We start from the raw sequence: 17,454 nt of genomic DNA, 5'->3' as shown, positions 1-17,454 counted from the left end.
CAACTGCTCGGCTCAGGCGAGGAGTTCGACCTCCGAGACGGTCGCCTCGCCGTTCAGGACCAGGCGGTACTTCTCGTACGTACCCGGCCGCCCCACGGAGAACGCGCGCGTCTGCTTGTCCCAGGTGAAGGACTCACCCGACCGCTGGTCGAGCGTGCGCCACTTCGTCCCGTCCGAGGAGCCCTGGAGCGTCCAGCCCGTCGGCGCCTTCGCGTGATCCGACGAGGTCAGCGTGTACTGGACGGCCTTCGCGCCCGCGGCGACCGGCAGATCCACCGACGTCACCGTCGCCTCCGTGGCCGACGTGTTGTCGAACAGGGCGCCCTCACCCTTCAGCACGTCCGCACGCGGCGTCGGCACCTCGTCGTCCTGGGTGATCGACGGGGGCGCCGCGTTCTTCCCGGTGCCCCACCTCGACGGCCTCGGCCCCATGTCGAACTCCAGGACACCGCCCTTGGCGATCAGCGAGTGCGGCAGCGAAGTCGACGTCCATGGACGCCCGTTGACCTTCAGCCCCTGCACGTACACGTTCTTCGCGCTGTTCTTCGGCGCCTTGACGACCAGGTCCCGGCCGTTCTCCAGATGGACCGTCGCCTTGGCGAACAGCGGTGAGCCGATGGCGTACTCGCCGCTGCCCATCACCAGCGGGTAGAAGCCGAGGGCGGAGAAGAGGTACCAGGCCGACTGCTCGCCGTTGTCCTCGTCGCCGTGGTAGCCCTGGCCGATCTCGCTGCCGGTGTACAGCCTCGACAGCACCTCCCGGACGTTCTTCTGGGTCTTCCAGGGCTGACCGGCCGCGTCGTACATGTAGTTCACGTGGTGGGCCACCTGGTTGGAGTGCCCGTACATGCCCATTCGTACGTCACGCGCCTCGGTCATCTCATGGATGACGCCGCTGTACGAGCCCTTGAACTCGGGCGAGGCGGTCTCGGGGGTCGCGAAGTACTCGTCGAGCTTCTCGGCGAGCCCCGGCCGGCCGCCGTACAGGTTCGCGAGACCGCGCGAGTCCTGGGGCGCGGTGAAGGCGTAACCCCAGCCATTCGTCTCTGTGTAGTCGTAACCCCACACGCGCGGGTCGTACTTGGACGACTCGACCCGCCAGTCGCCCTTTTCGTCGCGGCCCTGGAAGAAGCCGGCCTTCGCGTCGAAGAGGTTGACGTAGTCCTGAGCCCGGTCGAGGAAGTACTCGGACTCCTCCTTGTAGCGCTTCTCGCCCGTCTTCCTGTAGAGGGCCTGGCCCATCTTCGCGATGCCGTAGTCGTTGAGATAGCCCTCCAGCGCCCACGACAGACCCTCGTGCGTCTCGGTGCTCGTGTAGCCGAGGAACGGCGAGGTGGTCATGCCCTTGCGGCCCACGCCCGACGAGGGCGGTACCACCGTGGCGTTCTTCACGGCCGCGTCGTACGCCGACTTCGCGTCGAAGCCGACGCCCTTGACGTACGCGTCCGCGAAGGCCACGTCCGACGAGGTGCCGGTCATCAGGTCCGCGTACCCGGGGGAGGACCAGCGGGAGGTCCAGCCGCCGTCCTTGTACTGCTGCACGAACCCGTCGACCATCTCACCCGCCTGACCGGGCGTCAGCAGCGAGTACGCCGGCCAGGTCGTCCGATACGTGTCCCAGAAACCGTTGTTGACGTACACCTTGCCGTCCACGATCTTCGCGCCGGTGTGCGTCGGGGTGTCCGGGCCCGGCATCGGCGAGAACGGGGAGGCGTACTGGTACTTCGAACCGACCTTCTCGAAGCCGGAGTTGGGGTAGAGGTACAGCCGGTACAGGCTGGAGTACAGCGTGGTCAGCTGGTCCGGCGTGGCGCCCTCGACCTCTACCTTGCCGAGGATCTTGTCCCACTGCCCCTGGGCCTTCGTCTTCACGGCGTCGAAGGACGTGCCGTCCGGGATCTCCTGGCGCAGGTTGTCCTTCGCCTGGTCGACGCTGATCAGGGAGGTGGCGATCCGCAGGGTCACGGTCCGGTCGTCGCCGGGCTGGAACCGCAGATAGCCCTTGACCCCGCTCGACGTCCCCTCCGTCACCGGCGCGTCGAACACCCCGTAGACGAACAGCCGGGTCGCACCCGTCGACAGCCCCGACTTCACGTCGGAGTAACCGGTGAAGGTACCGCTTTCCTTGTCGAGCGTCAGGCCCGCCTGGTCGGTGACGTTGTCGAACAGGACGCTCGCGTCGTCGCCGGGATAGGTGAAGCGCATGACCGCCGCATGGTCGGTCGGCGCCATCTCCGTCTTGAGACCGTTCTCGAAACGCACCCCGTAGTAGTACGGCCGCGCGGTCTCGTTCTCGTGCCGGAAGGTCAGCTCCCGTGCCTCACGGCCGTTGTCGGGCGTGCCCGACGCGGCGGACGGCATCACCTGGAAGGTCTGCCGGTCGCCCATCCAGGGGCTGGGCTCGTGGCTCGCGCTGAACGCCTGGACCGTCGGCAGGTTGTCGGCGTTGTTCCCGCGCGCATAGTCGTAGAGCCAGCTCAGCGAACCCGCGTTGGTCACCGGCGTCCAGAAGTTGAAGCCATGCGGCACGGCCGTCGCGGGGAAGTTGTTGCCGCGTGAGAACCCGCCGCTGGAGTTGGTGCCGCGGGTCGTCACCGCGTAGTCCGACAGGTGCGCCTTCGGCTTCTCCCGCGGTACGGCCTTCAGCGCCACGTCATCGAGCCAGCCCCGGAACTTCGCCGGCCCCTTGGGGGAGTCGTACGCCACCAGGATCCGGTCCACGGTCTTCCCGGCCGCGACCGACCCGATCCGCGAGGCCACGTTGTTCCACTGGTTCACGTAGAGGATCTTGGCCGCGCCCTGCCCCTGCGGCGTCAGCGCGAACCCGTGCTGGTCGGTCGCCTTGAGATCGCTCAGATACGTCCCGTCCGTGAACGCGAGATCGACGGAGACGTTGGTGGCGTCGTAGTCCCGGTCGCCGTCCGCCATGGAGGGGAAGATCCGGTACGACAGTTGCGTATCGCGTCCGACGGCGACATTGACGTCGAAGACCTTGTTGTACGAGTACGCCTGCCCGTCGGCGGTGTGCCGCCCGGCGTAGCGCAGCGCCCGCTTGCCGGTGAAACCCGCGCCCGACTTCGCGGTCGGCGAGCCGCTCGGGCCGCGGTCGACCAGCGAGAGCATGTCCTGTGGGATCGGGTCGCCGCTGCCGCCCTTGGAGAACTGCACGTCGGCGAGTTGCAGGGCGTCGGAGGCGCCGTTGTTCCTGGTCACGTCGAGCCGGAAGTGCCGGTACTCGGCGGCATTGGCTTCCGGGATGTCGTACGTCTTCGTCTGGAACCGCTCGGCGAAGGTCTCGCCGGTGCGGGTGTCCAGGGTCGTCCAGTTCGTGCCGTCCGTGGAGCCCTTCAGGGTCCAGTCCACCGGGTCGCGTTCGTCGTGGTCGTTGGCCGACGTCAGCGCGTAGGTGACCACCTTGACCGGCGCGTCCAGATCGAACTCCGCCCAGCCGGTGGGCGCGAAGGTCAGCCACTTGCTGCTCGGCTCGCCGTCGACGAGGTTCTCCTTCACCTCGCCGGCGCCGGTGTTCTCACCGCTGGCCCGGACGTCCGTGACATGGTCGGTCACATTGCCCGGAATGCCGCTGCTGTACCCGCCGTCGACCCCGGTGGCACGCTTGCTGCCGTCCGGTGCGGTGTCGACGGTGTTCAGCCAGTCGGGCGCCGGGTCATCCGCCTCGAAGGACGAGGCGAACTCCCGGTCGGCGGCGGCCACCTCGCCGGGCAGGGCGACCGCCACGCCCTGCGAGCCCACCGCCAAAGCAAAGGCGGTCGTCAAGACGACCGCCGAACCCCATCTGTGCCGACTTCTGCGCTGCATGAGCAAGCACCCTCCCTGCACCCTGGACAACGTTGTCAATCTCGGTGTGCAAGGACCAGTAGTGGCGCAAGTGGCCAGCCCTGTCAAGGGTGTTGGGTGGGGCATTCGGGGGCAATCCCGAGGATTTATCCGGCAAGGAGGGCGCAGGCCGCTCATATTTCCGCGAGGTCTCAACTCGGAAAAGACCAACAGCCAACCTTGCATTCGATCTTGCTCCGTTGGCGGGAAGTGGACTATACCTGTCGGCAATTCACTCGATCCGAACGTCCTGCACGACCCTGCTTGACCTGACCGCGGTGCCGGGGAGGATCCGGTTCACCGCCTGAGTCCTGGAGAAGGCGAGGACTTAGCATGGGATCCACCTCCGGCGTAGGCCATCGCGATCTGATCAGGCGGAGCGCGACCGTCGCTCCGGCCCCGGCGACCGTTTTTCCGGCATCACTCAGCTGATCACCATCGGTGCCGCCGAGCGGCTCCGAGACGACGGCGAAACGCCCCGATGTGCATCTCCGCCGACATCTCAGGCGGAAACCCACACCAGGACGCGCTCAAAGAGAAGTGCGGCAAGCGCATGGCCAACCTGGCCCGGCAGCCGCATAGCAAACCCGTACAGATCCAATCGATCAGTGAGGATGCAGAGATGACCATTCGTGCCGGCTCTCTTGACAGGCGCACGCTCCTGCGTGGGGCGATCGCAACTGCGGCCATGGGTTCGTTCGCGGTTGCGTGTGGCTCTCCCTCCAGCAATGACAGCGGTGGTGGCGGCGGCGCGAAGGGCAAGAAGGGGGCCAAGAACCCGTTCGGTGTCGCCGAGAACTCCAAGGTCGAGGCGGCCATCTTCGACGGCGGTTACGGCACCGACTATGTCGACTACGCCAACACGGTCATGGGCCAGCAGGTCAAGGGCGTCAAGGTCCAGGTCAAGCCGGTCGTCGACATCGCTCCCGAACTCCAGCCCCGGTTCGTCGGCGGCAACCCGCCGGACCTCATCGACAACTCCGGTGAGGACCAGATCGGCTTCCTCGGCATTCTCGACCAGCTCGAGGAGCTCGACGACGTCTTCGAGGCGAACAACTACGAGGGCAAGAAGATCGCCGACACGGTCTACCCCGGCGTCAAGGACCCCGGTACGTTCAAGGACAAGTTCGTCGCGCTCAACTACGTGATGACGGTGTACGGCGTCTGGTACTCCAAGACGCTGTTCGAGAAGAACGGCTGGACCCCGCCGAAGACGTGGCAGGAGGCGCTCGACCTCGGCCAGAAGGCGAAGAAGAAGGGCATGTATCTCTTCGTCCACGGCAAGGAGGCGGCGACCTATTACCAGACGCTGCTTATCGGCGGGGCGATCAAGGAGGGCGGCGACGAGGTCCGTATCGCCCTCGAGAACCTGGAGAAGGACTCCTGGTCGCACCCGGCCATCCAGGGCATTCTCAAGATCATGGAGACCATGGTCAAGGAGAAGATGTTCGTCCCCGGTGGCTCCGGCACCCAGTTCCAGAAGGCGCAGGCGATCTGGAGCAACGACCAGAAGGCGCTTCTCTACCCGACCGGTGGCTGGATCGAGAACGAGATGAAGAAGGCCACCAAGGCCGACTTCCAGATGACCGGCGTCCCGGAGATGACGCTCACCGACAAGCCGAAGATGCCCTACGAGGCGGTGCACGCGGCCGCGGGCGAGCCGTTCATCGTGCCCAAGCAGGGCAAGAACCCGGCCGGCGGCAAGGAAGTGCTGCGGGCGATGCTGTCCAAGGACGCGGCCGCCAACTTCTCCAAGACGAAGCTGGCCCCGACGATCGTCAAGGACACCGTGCCCGCGGACGGTTACGGATCGTCGGCGCTGGTCTCGCAGTCGAAGATGCTCGCCGACGCGGGCGAGAACATCTTCACCTGGAACTTCGTCTCCGCCTACGGGATGAACACCGACCAGCTGGTGCCGTGGAACTCGTTCCTCTCCGGTGACCTCGACGCCAAGGGCCTGACCTCGGCTCTGCAGAAGATCTCCGACAAGATCCGCGAAGACGACTCCGTCGAGAAGATCAAGGTCAGCTAGCACCGCGATGAAAGACACGACCACTATTTCGGACACCGCGAGCGGCCGGCCGACGCCGGCGGCTCGCGGCGGGCGGCCCCGACGCCGCAAGCTCACCTTCGACCGGGTGACGTTCTTCCTCGCGTTCCTCGGTGTCCCGCTGGCCATCTTCGTGACCTTCGTCCTGATCCCCTTCGTCCAGGCGATCTACTGGGGGATGACCGACTGGCGCGGCTTCAGCCCGGACTACAACTTCGTCGGCTTCGACAACTTCACCAAGATGTTCCAGGACGACATCTTCCTGAAGGCGTTGCGCAACGTCGCGTTGCTGGCGGTCTTCGTGCCGTTGGTGACGTTGACGCTCTCCCTCGGGGTCGCGGTGGCCATCACCCTGGGCGGGCCCAGCAAGGGCCCCGTCCGAGGGATCCGGGGAGCGTCGTTCTACCGGATCATCTCGTTCTTCCCCTACGTCGTGCCGGCGATCATCGTCGGCCTGATCTGGGCGCAGATGTACGACCCGAACGCCGGCCTGGTCAACGGCGTCCTCACCGCGCTCGGCCTCGACCAGTTCGACACGTTCGCCTGGCTGGGCGAGAAGTCGAGCGCGATGCCCTCCCTGATGTTCGTCATCGTCTGGGGGCTCGTCGGGTTCTACGCGGTGCTCTTCATCGCCGCGATCAAGGGAGTTCCCGCCGAGCTGTACGAGGCGGCCAGGATCGACGGAGCCGGCCGGTTCCGGATGACGATCTCGGTCACCCTGCCGGCGATCCGGGACAGTGTGCAGACGGCGTACATCTACCTGGGCATCGCCGCCCTCGACGCGTTCGTCTACGTACAGGCGATGTTGCCGAACGGTGGACCGGACAACTCGACCCTGACGATCAGTCAGCGGCTGTTCAACGTCGCTTTCGCCAAGCAGCAGTTCGGCTATGCCACCGCGATGGGGGTCGTCCTCGCCGTCGTCACCCTGGTGTTCGCGGCGCTGGTGTTCACCGTCAACCGCCTGACGGGCGGCGGCGAGAGCGAGGGCAAGACGAAAGCGCCTGGGTTCAGGGCTCGGCGTGCTGCAGCCAAGGGAGGTGCCCAGTGAGCGCCGTAATCGCCGACCGGAAGACGACGAGCGACCGGAAACCGGCGAGTGACCGGAAGCTGACGAGAGCCGTCGCGAGCAGCGACCGCAGGTTCGCGGGGATCGCGCACGCCCTGCTGATCCTGTGGTCCGTGATCGTGATCGTGCCCATGCTGTGGGTGCTGGTGTCGTCGTTCAAGTCGACCAGCGAGATCCTGTCGTCGCCGTTCGCGCTGCCGGATCGCTGGAGGTTCGAGAACTACGAGCACGCGTGGACCGACGCGAACATCGGGAAGTACTTCCTGAATTCGGTGATCGTCGTTGTCTCCGCGCTGTTCCTGGTGATGCTGCTGGGCGCGATGTGCGCCTACATCCTGGCCCGGTTCGAGTTCCCCGGACGCCGGCTGATCTACTACGTGATGCTCGCCGGGCTGACCTTCCCCGTCTTCCTGGCGATCGTGCCGCTCTTCTTCCAGCTGCAGAACTTCGGGCTCCTGAACACGCGTCCGGGACTCGTCCTCACCTACGTCGCGTTCGCGCTGCCGTTCACGATGTTCTTCCTCTATTCGTTCTTCCGGTCGCTGCCGCATGACGTCTACGAGGCCGCGTTGATCGACGGCGCCGGTGACTGGCGGGCGTTCTTCCAGGTGATGCTGCCGATGGCCCGTCCGGGCATGGCGGCGGTGGCGATCTTCAACTTCCTGGGTCTTTGGAACCAGTTCCTGCTGCCCGTGGCGCTCAACACCGACCAGGACAAGTGGGTCCTGACCCAGGGGATGGCTGCCTACGCGTCCTCGCAGGTCTACGACATCGACTACGGTGCGCTGTTCGCGGCGATCGTGGTCACCGTGGTGCCCGTACTGATCGTGTACATCATCTTCCAGCGCCGGATCGCCGGTTCGGTGTCGCAGGGCACCTTCCGCTGACGCTCACCGTCGCACCGTACGGCCGGCCGGGTCGCTTCGCCGGTCCGGCGGCCGGCGCGCACAGGCATGCCCAAGCGCCTCGATCCGGTTCAACCTCTTGACGGGAGGCAACCCGAACAGCTCAGCTTAGAGTTCACTAGTTGGACATAGACGGGGCCTCATCGAAGCGGTCCCGCGCGCAGGAGGTCGTCGTGGAGACTCCGGGGTCGCAGTCGTCGCTGCACCGAGCCAACCTGGAGCGGGTCGTCCGGGCCGTACGGCTGGCGGGCTCGCTCACGCAGGCGGAGATCGCGAGGACGACCGGCCTGTCCGCGGCGACCGTCTCCAATATCGTCCGGGAGCTCAAGGACGGCGGAACGGTCGAGGTCACGCCCACGTCGGCGGGCGGCCGCAGGGCCCGCAGCGTCTCTCTGAGCGGGGACGCCGGGATCGTGATCGGCGTGGACTTCGGGCATACGCATTTGCGCGTCGCGGTCGGGAATCTCGCCCATCAGGTGCTGGCCGAGGAGGCCGAGCCGCTCGATGTGGACGCCTCCGCCACACAGAGCTTCGACCGGGCGGAAGAGCTGGTCAACCGGCTGATCGCGGCGACCGGAGTGGACCGTTCCAAGGTCGCGGGCGTGGGCCTGGGCGTGCCGGGACCGATCGATGTCGAGTCGGGCACTCTGGGCTCCACCGCGATCCTGCCGGGCTGGACCGGCACCAAGCCCGCCGAGGAGCTGCGGGGGCGGCTCGGCGTGACCGTCCATGTCGACAACGACGCCAACCTGGCCGCCCTCGGCGAGATGGTCTGGGGCAGCGGCCGGGGGGCGAAGGACCTGGCGTACATCAAGGTCGCCAGTGGTGTCGGCGCCGGCCTGGTCATCAACGGCAAGATCTACCGCGGCCCGGGTGGCACGGCGGGAGAAATCGGGCATATTACTCTTGATGAGTCCGGTCCCGTCTGCCGCTGCGGCAACCGGGGCTGCCTGGAGACCTTCACGGCCGCGCGCTATGTGCTCCCGCTCCTTCAGTCCAGCCACGGCACCGATCTGACCATGGAAGGCGTCGTGAGGCTGGCGCGGGACGGAGACCCTGGCTGCCGTCGGGTGATCGCCGACGTCGGCCGTCACATCGGCAGTGGAGTCGCCAATCTCTGCAATTTGCTCAACCCGAGCCGAGTGGTCCTCGGCGGTGATCTCGCCGAGGCCGGTGAGCTGGTGCTCGGACCCATCAGGGAGTCGGTCGGCCGGTACGCGATCCCCAGTGCCGCACGTCAGCTCTCGGTGTTGCCAGGGGCACTTGGTGGTCGCGCGGAGGTCCTCGGAGCCCTCGCGCTGGCGCTCAGTGAGATGGGTGATTCGACCCTTTTGGATGGGTCGCTGACTGCCGCTGCCCCTGTCTTCACTTAGAGAACGGATGGCACCGTTGCCAACCCGTTAAGGATTTACTTCTTGACGTCGCACGTGTGGCCGAGTTGACTTCCAGCCACCTCGGCCGCAACGACGCGGCCTCGTCAGGGAGGTTTCTGAAGTGAACACGCGTATGCGTCGTGCCGCCGTTGCCATTGCCGCAGGTGCGATGGCCGTTTCCCTCGCCGCCTGTGGCAGCGCTGAGGAAGCCGACGGAGGCAGCGAGACCGCTGGTACCGCCGCCAAGGGTGACAACATCAAGGTCGGACTCCTGCTTCCGGAGAACAAGACCGCGCGGTACGAGAAGTTCGACCGCCCCTTGATCGAGAAGAAGATCGGGGAGCTGACGAACAACAAGGCGGAGATCCAGTACAACAACGCCCGCCAGGACGCCAACCTCCAGGCCCAGCAGGTCGACACGATGATCACCAACAAGGTGGACGTGCTGATCCTGGACGCCGTGGACGCCAAGGCCATCCAGAACTCCGTGCAGAAGGCCGTGGACGCCGGCATCAAGGTCGTCGCCTACGACCGCCTCGCCGAGGGTCCGATCAGCGCCTACACCTCGTTCGACAACGTCTCGGTCGGCAAGACCCAGGGCGAGGCCCTGCTCAAGGCGCTGGGCGACAAGGCCAAGGACGGCCAGATCGTCATGATGAACGGCTCCGTCACCGACCCGAACGCCGCCCAGTTCAAGGAGGGCGCGCACTCCGTCCTCGACGGCAAGGTGAACGTCGGCAAGGAGTACGACACCAAGGAGTGGGCGCCGGAGGCCGCCAACGCCAACATGGAGTCGGCGATCTCGGCGCTCGGCAAGGACAAGATCATCGGTGTCTACTCCGCCAACGACGGCATGGCGGGCGGCATCATCACGGCCCTGAAGTCGGCCGGCATCGACGCGCCGGTCACCGGCCAGGACGCCGAACTCGCCGCTGTCCAGCGCATCGTCACCGGCGACCAGTACATGAGCGTCTACAAGCCGTACGCCCCCGAGGCCAACGCCGCCGCCGAGATGGCCGTCGCGCTCGCCAAGGGTGAGTCCCTGGACTCCATCGCCAAGGACAAGGTCGACAGCGGCAGCGCCAAGGGCGTTCCGTCGGTCCTGGTCCCCGTCACCTCGCTGACCCAGGACAACATCAACGACACCGTCATCAAGGACGGCGTCTACACGATCGACGAGATCTGCACGGCCAAGTACAAGTCGGCCTGCGACAAGATCGGTCTGAAGTAAGCAGCAGCAAGTCCCCGTGAACGTACGGGAATTCGGGAATCCTTGTCCGAACTCCCGTACCGGGACTGCCGCTCTCCAGGCTCCTCCGGCGCCCCGCATACACACAGCCCCGCAAGCTCGTTGCGGGGCGCCGGACGGAACATCCCCCAAATCTTTCTGCACAACCTCCCGCCGGGTCAGGCGGCGAAGGAGATGGTTTACGTGTCCGCTACGCCCGTGCTGGCGTTGCGCGGGGTCTCCAAGCGGTTCGGTGCCGTTCAGGCGCTCACCGACGTAGAGCTTGAGGTCCACGCCGGCGAGGTGATCGCCCTCGTCGGCGACAACGGCGCCGGAAAGTCCACGCTGGTCAAGACGATCGCCGGCGTACACCCCATTGATGAGGGCGTCATCGAATGGGACGGCAAGGCCGTTTCGATCAACCGGCCGCACGACGCCCAGGCCCTGGGCATCGCGACGGTCTACCAGGACCTCGCGCTGTGCGACAACATCGACGTCGTCGGCAACCTCTTCCTCGGCCGTGAGCTGAAGAAGTGGGGCGTCCTCAACGAGGTGGAGATGGAGCGCCGCTCGCAGGAGCTGCTGAAGACGCTTTCCATCCGCATCCCCAGCGTCCGTATCCCGATCGCCTCGCTCTCCGGCGGTCAGCGCCAGACCGTGGCCATCGCCCGGTCCATGCTCGGCGAGCCCAAGCTGGTCATTCTCGACGAGCCCACCGCGGCCCTCGGTGTCGAGCAGACCGCCCAGGTCCTCGACCTGGTGGAGCGGCTGCGTGAGCGCGGCCACGCGGTCATCCTCATCAGCCACAACATGGCCGATGTGAAGGCCGTGGCCGACAAGGTCGCCGTGCTGCGACTGGGCCAGAACAACGGCGTCTTCGAGGTCAAGACGACCTCGCAGGAGGAGATCATCTCCGCCATCACCGGCGCCACCGACAACGCCGTGACCCGCCGTGCGGCGCGCACGACCGGGGAGGTTTAACAGTGAGCATCGACAAGACCTCCACGTCCCCGCAGGACGCGCACGCCGTCGAGAACCCCGAGGCCGCCGCGGCCGCGGTGACCGCGGTCGACCCGCGGCTCCTGGTGCGCGAGCGGGGCCTGGCAGGCTACCTCGGCGAGTTCAAGCGGAAGATGAAGGCGGGCGAGCTGGGCTCCCTGCCGGTCATCGTCGGCCTGGTCGTCATCTGCGTCGTCTTCCAGACCCTGAACTCGCAGTTCCTGTCCGCGCAGAACATCAGCGACATCACCGTCACGATGGTCGGCACGGGCATGATCTCCGTCGGCATCGTCTTCGTGCTGCTGCTCGGCGAGATCGACCTGTCGGTCGGCTCGGTCAGCGGCGCGGCCAGCGCCATCGCGGCGGTCCTCGCCGTCAACCAGGGCTGGCCCGAGTGGATGGCGGTGCTCTTCGCCGTCGCCGCCGGTGCGGCCATCGGCGCGGCACACGGCTTCTTCTTCGCGGTGCTCGGCGCTCCCGCCTTCGCCGTGACCCTGGCGGGTCTGCTGTTCTGGCTGGGCTTCATGCTCCAGACGCTGGGTGAGAACGGCACGATCAACCTCGACAGCGACGGCTTCATCGGCAATCTGACCACGTACTTCTTCAGCGACGTGGCCGCCGCGTACGGCCTCGCGGTCGTGATGGTCGCCGTCTTCTTCATCACGTCCTTCCTGGGCAACCGGCGCCGGGAGGCAGCGGGCGTCCCGTCCCGGCCGCTCAGCGACACGCTGATGCGGACGGTGCTGCTGGCCATCGTCTCCTTCGCGGCGGCGGCCATGTACAACCAGTACAAGGGTCTGCCGCTCGCCACGGTGATCTTCCTGGGCTTCCTGTTCCTGACCGACTTCGTGCTGCGCCGCACCTCGTACGGCCGCAAGATCTTCGCCCTCGGCGGCAGCGTGGAGGCGTCCCGCCGCGCGGGTATCAACGTCACCGCGATTCGGATCTCGGTGTTCGCGATCTCGGGTGGTTTCGCGGCGATCGGCGGTCTGTTCCTGGCCTCGAAGATCGCGTCCGCCAACCAGAGCGCCGGTACGGGTGACCTGCTGATGAACGCGATCGCCGCGGCGGTCATCGGTGGTACGTCGCTGTTCGGTGGGCGTGGGCGCACGTGGAACGCGCTGCTGGGTGTGCTGGTGATCGTCTCCATCCAGTACGGGCTGCAGCTGGAGTCCATCGCCGAGCCGGTGAAGTACATGATCACCGCGGGTGTTCTGCTGACGACGGTGGTCATCGACTCGATCACCCGTCGGACGCAGAAGACGGCCGGTCGCGCATAGCGCGTCAAGTAGACCTGTTGCCCGGCACCAATGGCGGTGCCGGGCACAGTCATGTCGTAGGAACGCCACAACTTGGGTACAGCCGATCGCGTGACCTATGACGCACCGCCCGGGCATCGTCCGCTCAGGCGGAACATTAGACTCGACAGGCCCGGCAACAGCTCGATCAGCTCTACTGCAAGGAGGCACGGGTGCCGCTGCTGACCCGCATCAGGGGACCGCGCGATCTGGACCGGCTCAGCCTGGAGGAGCTGGCCCTGCTGGCAGAGGAGATCCGGAGCTTCCTGGTCGAAGCCGTCTCCAAGACCGGCGGCCACCTCGGCCCGAACCTCGGCGTGGTCGAGCTCACCATCGCGCTGCACCGGGTCTTCGAGTCGCCCAAGGACAAGGTGCTCTGGGACACCGGCCACCAGTCCTACGTGCACAAGCTGCTCACCGGCCGCCAGGACTTCAGCAGGCTGAAGATGAAGGGCGGACTGTCCGGCTACCCCTCGCAGGCCGAGTCCGAGCACGACGTCATCGAGAACTCGCACGCCTCCACGGTCCTCGGCTGGGCCGACGGCCTCGCGAAAGCGAACGAGATCCGCAAACGCGACGACCACGTGGTCGCCGTGATCGGTGACGGCGCCCTGACCGGCGGCATGGCCTGGGAAGCCCTCAACAACATCGCCGAGGCCAAGGACCGCCCGCTCGTCATCGTCGTCAACGACAACGAGCGGTCGTACGCCCCCACCATCGGCGGTCTCGCCAACCACCTGGCCACGCTGCGGACGACCGACGGGTACGAGCGCTTCCTCACCCGGACGAAGGAGATCCTCGACCGCACGCCCGTCGTCGGCAGGCCGCTCTACGAGACCCTCCACGGTGCCAAGAAGGGCCTGAAGGACTTCATCGCGCCCCAGGGCATGTTCGAGGACCTCGGCCTGAAGTACGTCGGCCCGATCGACGGCCATGACATCGAGGCCCTGGAGTCGGCGCTGGCCCGCGCCAAGCGCTTCGGCGGCCCGGTCATCGTGCACTGCCTCACCGAGAAGGGCCGCGGCTACCAGCCCGCCCTCCAGGACGAGGCCGACCGCTTCCACGCCGTCGGCAAGATCCACCCCGACACGGGCCTGCCGATCGCCTCCTCCGGCGCCGACTGGACCTCCGTCTTCGGCGAGGAGATGGTCAAGCTCGGCAAGGAGCGCGAGGACATCGTCGCCATCACCGCGGCCATGCTCCAGCCGGTCGGCCTCGACAAGTTCGCCAAGACCTTCCCGGAGCGGGTCTACGACGTCGGGATCGCCGAGCAGCACGGCGCCGTCTCCGCGGCGGGCCTGGCCACGGGCGGTCTGCATCCGGTGTTCGCGGTGTACGCCACATTCCTCAATCGTGCCTTCGACCAGGTCCTGATGGATGTCGCCCTCCACAGGTGCGGTGTGACGTTCGTACTGGACCGGGCCGGCGTCACCGGCACCGACGGCGCCTCCCACAACGGCATGTGGGACATGTCGATCCTCCAGGTCGTCCCCGGGCTGCGGCTGGCCGCCCCGCGCGACGCCGACCAGGTCCGCGCCCAGCTGCGCGAGGCCGTCGACGTGACCGACGCGCCGACCGTGGTCCGCTTCTCGAAGGGCGCCGTCGGCCCCGCCGTACCCGCCGTGGGCCGCGTCGGCGGCATGGACGTACTGCGCGAGCCGGGGACGGACACGCCGGACGTGCTCCTCGTCTCGGTGGGCGCCCTCGCGCCGATGTGCCTGGAGATCGCCTCCCTGCTCGACAAGCAGGGCATCTCCACGACCGTCGTCGACCCCCGCTGGGTCAAGCCCGTCGACGAGGCCATGGCGCCTCTCGCCGAGCGGCACCGCGTGGTCGTCACCGTCGAGGACAACTCCCGCGTCGGCGGCGTCGGTTCGACGATCGCCCAGGCCCTGCGCGATGCCGGCGTCGACGTCCCGCTGCGTGACTTCGGCATCCCGCCGCGCTTCCTCGACCACGCCTCCCGCAAGGAGGTCATGGCCGAGATCGGGCTGACCGCACCCGACATCGCCCGCCAGGTCACCGGACTGGTCTCCAAGCTGGACGGCCGTTTCGACCGCCCGGAGGCCACCGTGGAGCCCGCGCGCGACTAGCGCCTCACCCCGCGTCCGGATGGGCCGGTTTCACCACCGTGAAGGGTGGTGAAACCGGCCCATCCGTGTGAAACGAACCGCGCCGGGGCATACGCACCACGCCCCCTCTCGATCATGTCGAGGACGACACAGCGTGGGAGGTACGCCCGTGAGCAGCACCCTCTTCAGGACGAAGAAGGTCGAGCAGTCCATCCTCGATACCGAGGAACCCGAGCACGCGCTCAAGAAATCCTTGTCCGCGCTCGATCTGACGGTGTTCGGCGTCGGCGTCATCATCGGCACCGGCATCTTCGTCCTCACCGGCACGGTCGCCAAGAACAACGCCGGTCCCGCCGTCGCGCTGGCCTTCGTCGCGGCCGGCGTCGTCTGCGCGCTCGCCGCGCTCTGCTACGCCGAGTTCGCCTCCACGGTCCCGGTGGCGGGCTCCGCGTACACGTTCTCGTACGCCTCCCTCGGCGAACTGCCCGCCTGGACCATCGGCTGGGACCTGGTCCTGGAGTTCGCGCTCGGCACGGCGGTGGTGGCCGTCGGCTGGTCCGGCTACATCGCCTCGCTGATGGACAACGCGGGCTGGGAGCTGCCCGAGGCGCTCGGCACCAGAGACGGCGCCGACGGCTTCGGCTTCGACATCCTCGCCGCCGCGCTCGTCCTGCTGCTCACCGCCATCCTCGTGGTCGGCACCAAGCTCTCCGCGCGAGTCACCTCGCTCGTCGTCGCCATCAAGGTGACGGTGGTGCTGACCGTGATCATCGCGGGCGCCTTCTTCATCGACGGCGACAACTACGACCCGTTCATCCCGAAGGCGCAGGCCGTGGAGGCGGGGGAGAGCCTACAATCCCCGCTCATCCAGCTGATGTTCGGCTGGGCGCCCTCCAACTTCGGAGTGATGGGCATCTTCACCGCCGCCTCCGTCGTCTTCTTCGCCTTCATCGGCTTCGACGTCGTCGCCACGGCCGCCGAGGAGACCAAGAACCCACAGCGCGACATGCCCCGCGGCATCCTCGGCTCGCTCCTCATCTGCACGGCCCTGTATGTCGCCGTGTCGATCGTCGTGACCGGTATGCAGCACTACACGGAGCTGTCCATCACGGCCCCGCTCGCCGACGCCTTCAAGGCCACCGGGCATCCCTGGTTCGCGGGCTTCATCAGCTTCGGTGCCGCGGTCGGCCTGACGACGGTCTGCATGATCCTGCTGCTCGGCCAGACCCGGGTCTTCTTCGCGATGAGCCGTGACGGGCTGCTGCCGCGCTTCTTCTCCCACGTCCATCCGCGGTTCAAGACCCCGCACCGGCCGACCATCCTGCTCGGCGTCCTCATCGCGATCCTCGCCGGCTTCACCCCCCTCAGCGAGCTCGCGGAGCTGGTGAACATCGGCACGCTGTTCGCCTTCGTGGTCGTCGCGATCGGCGTGATCATCCTGCGGCGCAGCCGGCCCGACCTGCACCGGGCCTTCCGCACCCCCTGGGTGCCGTTCATCCCGATCCTGTCCGTGTGCGCCTCGCTGTGGCTGATGCTCAACCTGCCCGCCGAGACCTGGGTCCGCTTCGCCGTCTGGATGGCCGCCGGCTTCGTCGTGTACTTCGTCTACGGCCGCTCCCACAGCCGTCTCGGACGGCACGCGGAGACGAAGGTCAGCGATGTCATGAAGCCGCCGAAGCCCGGAGACGCCCAGTAGCCGACCCAGCCACCGATCCGACCCCGCAGGCCCGCTCCGGCGGAGACCGCGGGGTCGGTAGGCTCGCCGGACACGCACCCGACCGGAAGGGCGAGCCACCATTGATCCGAGACCTGTACAACGTGCGGTACACGGGAGGCGACGAGTCCACCCCGCTGACCGACGAGGAGGAACGGCGCACCAGGTCCGCCCTGTTCCACGAACTCGGCCATCAGATCGCCGAACGCGGCTGGACCCGCTTCCCCGCCTACACCCCGCAGGAGCGCCGCCGTCTGGTCGACGTCGCCCAGCGCCTCACCGCCCACTGGGGGCAGCGGGTGACGGTGGAGGCCGAGGACCAGTGCGGGATGCGGCTGTCGCTCGCCGGGTACGGGATCACCGACGGCGGATCGACCGGGGGCCGGTGACCTCCGCGCCCAACTCCGTCACCCGGCACCGCAGTTCACGGTCGGCCGTGACGACGAGACAGTCCCGACCGCCCGCCCGCGCGACCAGCTCGACCATGTGATCGTCCCCGCTCCCACTCGCCCCCTCGACCCGCACGCCGGGCACGGACTCAACCCCCCGAGCGGCCCCCTCGACCACGAGCACGATCTCCACGGGCCCGGGATGCCCCGGCACCCCCTCGGCAGCCAGCACATCCCGCAACCGCTCCGCGGCCCCCCGCCGATCCCGCCACCACCCATCGGGAACCGACCCGACGACATTGGCGGCATCGACGATGAGCAGCAGCGGCACTTCGTCATCCATGCGGCCAGGGTCGCACGCGGGGCGCACCCAGCTACGGGCATGCGTGCCGCGTGGAGCCGCGCCCACGCAGCAGGCGGCGGGCTGCCGTCCCGCCAAGCTGCGGGCATGCGTGCCGCCTGGGGCGGCACGGGTGGGCGCAGGCGGCACCCCGTCAGCGCCGGGCTGCGCGACCCGCCC

Annotated in this window: 12 protein-coding genes; 10 read left to right on the top strand and 2 right to left on the bottom strand. The window is 67.4% G+C overall.

Annotated features, from left to right (window positions below):
- Positions 1–12: 12 nt before the first annotated feature.
- Positions 13–3,819, bottom strand: coding sequence for a GH92 family glycosyl hydrolase (locus AB0I98_RS39550; RefSeq protein WP_362950361.1), 3,807 nt, complete (start codon positions 3,817–3,819; stop codon positions 13–15).
- Between the two features lie 640 nt (positions 3,820–4,459).
- Here AB0I98_RS39550 and ngcE point away from each other — a divergent pair.
- The 10 genes from ngcE to AB0I98_RS39500 all read left to right on the top strand — a co-directional run bounded on the left by ngcE (position 4,460) and on the right by AB0I98_RS39500 (position 16,934).
- A complete protein-coding gene (gene ngcE / locus AB0I98_RS39545) occupies positions 4,460–5,869 on the top strand; it encodes an N-acetylglucosamine/diacetylchitobiose ABC transporter substrate-binding protein (RefSeq protein WP_362950359.1) in 1,410 nt (469 codons plus the stop codon).
- Between the two features lie 7 nt (positions 5,870–5,876).
- Positions 5,877–6,938: a sugar ABC transporter permease gene (locus tag AB0I98_RS39540; RefSeq protein ID WP_362950357.1), complete on the top strand. Its 1,062-nt coding sequence runs from the start codon at positions 5,877–5,879 to the stop codon at positions 6,936–6,938.
- A complete protein-coding gene (locus AB0I98_RS39535; protein WP_362950355.1) occupies positions 6,935–7,843 on the top strand; it encodes a carbohydrate ABC transporter permease in 909 nt (302 codons plus the stop codon). The genes AB0I98_RS39540 and AB0I98_RS39535 overlap by 4 nt, the downstream gene beginning before the upstream one ends.
- Before the next feature lie 191 nt (positions 7,844–8,034).
- The gene (locus AB0I98_RS39530) at positions 8,035–9,234 is read left to right on the top strand and encodes an ROK family transcriptional regulator (protein ID WP_362950352.1); all 1,200 of its coding nucleotides are present in this window, start codon (positions 8,035–8,037) and stop codon (positions 9,232–9,234) included.
- A 133-nt stretch (positions 9,235–9,367) separates the two neighbouring features.
- The gene (locus tag AB0I98_RS39525; protein WP_362950410.1) at positions 9,368–10,465 is read left to right on the top strand and encodes a substrate-binding domain-containing protein; all 1,098 of its coding nucleotides are present in this window, start codon (positions 9,368–9,370) and stop codon (positions 10,463–10,465) included.
- A 192-nt stretch (positions 10,466–10,657) separates the two neighbouring features.
- On the top strand, positions 10,658–11,443 hold the full coding sequence (locus AB0I98_RS39520; protein WP_362950350.1) for an ATP-binding cassette domain-containing protein: 786 nt from the start codon (positions 10,658–10,660) through the stop codon (positions 11,441–11,443).
- A gap of 2 nt (positions 11,444–11,445) precedes the next feature.
- On the top strand, positions 11,446–12,741 hold the full coding sequence (locus AB0I98_RS39515) for a sugar ABC transporter permease (RefSeq protein WP_362950348.1): 1,296 nt from the start codon (positions 11,446–11,448) through the stop codon (positions 12,739–12,741).
- 191 nt (positions 12,742–12,932) lie between these two features.
- Positions 12,933–14,852: a 1-deoxy-D-xylulose-5-phosphate synthase gene (gene dxs / locus AB0I98_RS39510; protein WP_362950347.1), complete on the top strand. Its 1,920-nt coding sequence runs from the start codon at positions 12,933–12,935 to the stop codon at positions 14,850–14,852.
- Between the two features lie 148 nt (positions 14,853–15,000).
- The gene (locus tag AB0I98_RS39505) at positions 15,001–16,527 is read left to right on the top strand and encodes an amino acid permease (protein WP_362950345.1); all 1,527 of its coding nucleotides are present in this window, start codon (positions 15,001–15,003) and stop codon (positions 16,525–16,527) included.
- Between the two features lie 101 nt (positions 16,528–16,628).
- Positions 16,629–16,934: a hypothetical protein gene (locus AB0I98_RS39500; RefSeq protein ID WP_362950344.1), complete on the top strand. Its 306-nt coding sequence runs from the start codon at positions 16,629–16,631 to the stop codon at positions 16,932–16,934.
- Here AB0I98_RS39500 and AB0I98_RS39495 read toward each other — a convergent pair.
- The gene (locus AB0I98_RS39495; RefSeq protein WP_362950342.1) at positions 16,903–17,277 is read right to left on the bottom strand and encodes an NTP pyrophosphohydrolase; all 375 of its coding nucleotides are present in this window, start codon (positions 17,275–17,277) and stop codon (positions 16,903–16,905) included. The two genes, AB0I98_RS39500 and AB0I98_RS39495, sit on opposite strands and share 32 nt — an antisense overlap.
- Positions 17,278–17,454: the final 177 nt, after the last annotated feature.

The organism is Streptomyces sp. NPDC050211 (genome assembly GCF_040656035.1).
GTDB lineage: Bacteria > Actinomycetota > Actinomycetes > Streptomycetales > Streptomycetaceae > Streptomyces.
Note: the sequence above shows the minus strand (reverse complement) of the source record. Positions and strands in the feature narration are given on the sequence as shown.